This is a genomic window from Sulfuricurvum sp. (genome assembly GCF_049305995.1).
Classification (GTDB): domain Bacteria; phylum Campylobacterota; class Campylobacteria; order Campylobacterales; family Sulfurimonadaceae; genus Sulfuricurvum.
On the sequence record NZ_JBAQPS010000254.1, the window covers coordinates 1 to 4,593 of the forward strand.

A 4,593-nucleotide genomic window follows, 5' to 3' on the forward strand; every position below is an offset into this window, starting at 1 on the left:
GTCATAGGTTGCCAAGCGTTGGGAAAGTCGATAATGCGGTGGATGGTAGCGTAAACCTCTTGGGCAAATTCCAAACCTAAATGGTTTTGGCACTCTTCATAATAATCAATGGCATGATTGAACTCGATTTCCGCATCGGGATGAAATCGAAAATTCATTGCTCAAAACGGGCTTTAATTTTTCGAAAAACATCGTTTCCGTCGATGAGGTTCACAGCACCTTTTTCGATGGATGCAACGCGAGAATCGATTTCTTGTTTCCACAACGTTTCTACATCGTTATGTGATGGATTGAGACTACTTAGTAATTTTTCGATGAGTTTTGTTTTAAGATCGATAGGCATTGAATCAACTTCGGCTAACAGCTGATGAGTATTAAGTGCAACCATGTTGAACCTCATTGTGTGTGATAGTGTCATTATAGCATTTGAAATAGTTAAATCAGATATTAATTCCTCATAGACTATAATCTTTTTACTTTTTTTCAAGGCACCTTTTTATGAGCACAATCCCCCCGTTTACCCATCTTCATCTCCATACCGAATACTCACTCCTCGATGGGGCGAACAAAATTTCCGCGTTAGCCTCACGGGTAAAAGAGCTTGGGATGACCTCGGTAGCGATGAGCGATCACGGGAATATGTTCGGGGCGATTGATTTTTATCAACAGATGCGCGGAGCGGGACTCAAACCGATCATCGGGATGGAAGCCTATATCCATAACGGTGAAGATTTGGGGGACAAAACGATCAAACAGCGTTTTCACGTTTGTTTGTTTGCCAAAAACGAAGCGGGTTATAAAAACCTCATGTACCTCTCGTCTCAAGCCTATATCAACGGCTTTTACTACTTTCCCCGCATTAACAAACAGCTCCTTCGTGATAACTGCGAGGGGATCATTTGTACCTCTGCGTGTTTGCAAGGGGAGGTGAATTGGCATCTCAACACCAACAGTGAACGTAACGTCAAAAACGGGGCGTTAGGGTACGATGAAGCCAAACGGATCGCGTTAGAGTACAAAGAGATTTTTGGGGATGATTTTTACATGGAGATCATGCGTCACGGGATCGCCGATCAGCTTTTTATCGATGAGCAGGTGATAAAAATCTCACAAGAGACACAGATCAAACTCATCGCGACCAACGACACCCACTACACCTATGCAGGGGATGCACAGTACCACGAGGCGTTTATGTGTATCGGGATGAATAAACTCTACGATGACCCTAAGCGTATGCGCCATTCCGTTCATGAGTTCTATATCAAATCGCCCGAACAGATGGCACGTCTGTTTGCCGACATACCCGAAGCGCTCTATAACACACAGGAGATCGTCGATAAATGCCAGCTGGAGCTGAAACTCGGAAATCCGACTCCGCCGAATTTTAAATTTACCACCGAATACGCCCTCGAAGAGGGACTCACTATCGAAGAAGACTCTGAATACTTTATCCACCGATGCCGTATCGGACTGGACATGCGCCTCGAACACGTCCCAACTGAGCGCCATACCGAATATCGTGAGCGCCTAGAGTTTGAGATGCAGGTGATCAATCAGATGAAATTCCCCGGCTATATGCTCATCGTTTGGGATTTCGTCCGTGAAGCGAAACGGATGGGCATCGCCGTAGGACCGGGGCGGGGATCGGCGGCGGGGAGTCTTGTCGCTTACAGCTTAGAGATCACCGATATCGACCCGATGAAATACGACCTCCTTTTCGAGCGTTTTCTCAATCCTGAGCGGGTATCGATGCCCGATATCGATATGGACTTTATGCAGGCTCGTCGCGGTGAGATTATCGATTATGTCGTACGCAAATACGGGCGGGAGCAGGTGGCGCAGATCATCACGTTCGGTTCACTCTTAGCCAAAGGGGTTATCCGCGACGTAGCCCGTGTTTTGGAGATGCCGCTCTCTCAAGCCGACATGATGGCGAAACTGATCCCCGATGAGTTGGGAATCACGCTGAATGGTAAGACCAAAGGGGGAGAGTTTAAACCCGGAGCATTCCAAAAAGAGCCGAAGATTTCCGAACTGATCGATAGCGATCCTCAGATAGCACGAGTATGGGAATTTTCCAAAAAGCTTGAAGGACTCAAACGCAATGCAGGGATGCACGCGGCGGGAGTCGTTATCTCCAACGAACCGCTATGGAAGAAAACCCCGATCTACAAACCCTCTGGAGAGGAGACGTTTGTCACTCAGTATTCGCTGAACTACCTCGAAGACATCGACCTGATCAAATTCGACTTCTTGGGACTTAAAACCCTCGACGTTATCGATAACGCGATTAAACTGATCAAAAAACGGTACGACGTCGAGGTGAACTGGCATAAAATCGATGAAAATGACCCGAAAGTGTACGAGATTATCCAAAGCGGTGACACGATCGGGATGTTCCAAATCGAGAGTTCGGGGATGCAGGATTTGAACAAACGGCTCAAGCCCAGCGTGTTCGAGGACTTGATTGCGGTACTCGCCCTTTACCGTCCGGGACCGATGGAATCGGGGATGTTGGATGACTTTATCGAGCGTAAACATGGTCGTCAAGCGATCACATACGTATTCGCCGCACTGGAGCCGATCCTAAAACCGACCTATGGGGTTATCGTTTACCAAGAGCAGGTTATGCAGATCGTTCAAACCATCGGGGGGATGAGTCTCGGCGGTGCGGACATCGTTCGTCGTGCGATGGGGAAAAAGAAACTCGAAGAGATGCAAAAATACAACCGTGAATTTAGTGAGGGGGCGCAGAACCAAGGGTTAGACTACCAAAAAGCCTCCGAACTCTTCGACCTGATCGAGAAATTCGCCGGATACGGGTTCAACAAATCCCACTCGGCGGCATACGCGATGGTCACCTTCCAGACGGCGTGGCTCAAAACCTACTACCCGCAAGAGTTTATGGCGGCACTCCTCACCTCGGAAAAAGACAACACCGACAAGGTCGTTAAATACATCGACGAAGCCAAACGGATGAAAATCTTCCTCGGCGCTCCTGACATCAACCACTCACAGCTCGAATTTTCCGCGATCAACAAAGACGGTCAGGATCAAATCCTCTTCGGTCTAGGAGCGATCAAAGGAGTCGGAGAAGCGGCAGTCGAGTCGATCCTCGAAGCACGGAGTGAGGGTGAGTTCAAAGATATCCAAGACTTCACCAACCGTATCGAACCTCAAAAAGTAAACAAACGGGTGATCGAGTGCATCATCAAAGCGGGGGGATTGGATCATTTCGGCTTTTCACGCCGTGCATTGCTAGAACAAGTCGAAACCCTCGTCGAGACGGCTAAAAAAGGGTCATCCCTGAAAAAAGATGCTCAATTCAGCCTTTTTGGAGATGATGAAGAGGTGACGGCAGTAGAACTGAGCCTCAAAAATATGGAGGAATTTGATCTTAAAACTCTCCTCGATTTCGAGAAAGACACCCTAGGATTCTACGTCTCCGGTCATCCACTCGACAACTTTCGCGAGCAAATCGACGCGATCAACTATACCCTATCATCCGAAGTGGAAAACATCGAGGACGGTTCCAGTGCTATCTTCATCGGAAAAGTCGAAACGATAACGAAAAAGATGTCGAAAAAAGGATCACAATTCGGGCTTGTAAGTTTGATGGACTTCCACGGCAATATCGAGGTTATGCTATTCTCCGACAAGGTCGAGCAACTCGAAGCGATGGATTTTGATGAGCCGATCGCCTTCAAGGTAAAAGTAACCCACACCGAGATGTTCACCCGCATCAGTGTCACGAAGATTATGACCCTAAACGAAGCGAAAAAAGAGGCGAAAAAGGTAGAAACAAAAATCGTCGAAAACCTCCCGCCACAAGAGCCGTTGCAACTGCGTATCCGTCTTAGCGACAACCTTGAGACGGTAGAGAAACTCTACACCCTCGTCCGCCGTCATCCGGGACGCCGTGGGATCAAACTTATCATTGTCTCGAAACTTGCCGATGTCGTCATCGATTCGGCGATACGGGTGGATAACAAGGTGATTGAAGAGTTAAGTGCGTTGGAAGATGTGGATGTGATCTAATCCCGTCATTCCCGACTTGATCGGGAATCCAGTCATGATGAAAAAACTTCAAGATTAACACTTTTTGAAGTGGTGTAGCAGACCAAAAACTGCTACGATTTTACGGTTGTTAGCTAGTGCCTAGCCGAAGCTATCCTTTGCCTTACGTCCTAAACGAACTCCGATGGTCTTTAACGTTTACAGAGGCTATCTGTTGAGTCAAATTATACGCCTTATTGATGATGATGTCAATAGGTTGTAATATGTTGATTGAAGAGTTAAGTGCGTTGGAAGATGTGGATGTGATTTAATCCTGTCATTCCCGCTATTATGTGTAAATAAGAGGAGCTGAAAATGATGATCTTACAGTTTATATCGCAAAACAAAGACCTTATAGGCTTAATCGCCGTGTCGATTGCAGGTTTATTCGTATTCATTAAATGGATTGATAATCGAAATAGAGAGTTAAAAGAAAAGCGATATAAAACTTATATGGATTTAATAGGTGTTATATCAGGGAAAAGAATTGATTCATCAACACCAAATCTAACTGAACAAATTGCAGCTGTTTGGTTC

Annotated in this window: 3 protein-coding genes; 2 read left to right on the plus strand and 1 reads right to left on the minus strand. The window is 46.5% G+C overall.

The features are described 5' to 3' along the window. Positions 1-154: 154 nt before the first annotated feature. Positions 155-388 (minus strand): addiction module protein, encoded by a 234-nt coding sequence (locus tag WA010_RS08700; protein ID WP_422556736.1) that lies wholly within the window; start codon positions 386-388, stop codon positions 155-157. 110 nt (positions 389-498) lie between these two features. Between WA010_RS08700 and dnaE the strand changes: the two genes are divergently transcribed. Both dnaE and WA010_RS08710 read left to right on the plus strand, forming a co-directional pair. Continuing rightward, positions 499-4,038: a DNA polymerase III subunit alpha gene (gene dnaE, locus WA010_RS08705; protein WP_422556737.1), complete on the plus strand. Its 3,540-nt coding sequence runs from the start codon at positions 499-501 to the stop codon at positions 4,036-4,038. 333 nt (positions 4,039-4,371) lie between these two features. After that, on the plus strand, positions 4,372-4,593 hold a 222-nt coding region (locus WA010_RS08710), incomplete at its 3' end, for a hypothetical protein (RefSeq protein ID WP_422556738.1).

What these genes read in the sequence shown, in the direction of transcription:
- WA010_RS08700 (WP_422556736.1), bottom strand. Translation starts at nt 388, where the DNA reads ATGGTTGCACTTAATACTCATCAGCTGTTAGCCGAAGTTGATTCAATG.
- dnaE (WP_422556737.1), top strand. Translation starts at nt 499, where the DNA reads ATGAGCACAATCCCCCCGTTTACCCATCTTCATCTCCATACCGAATAC.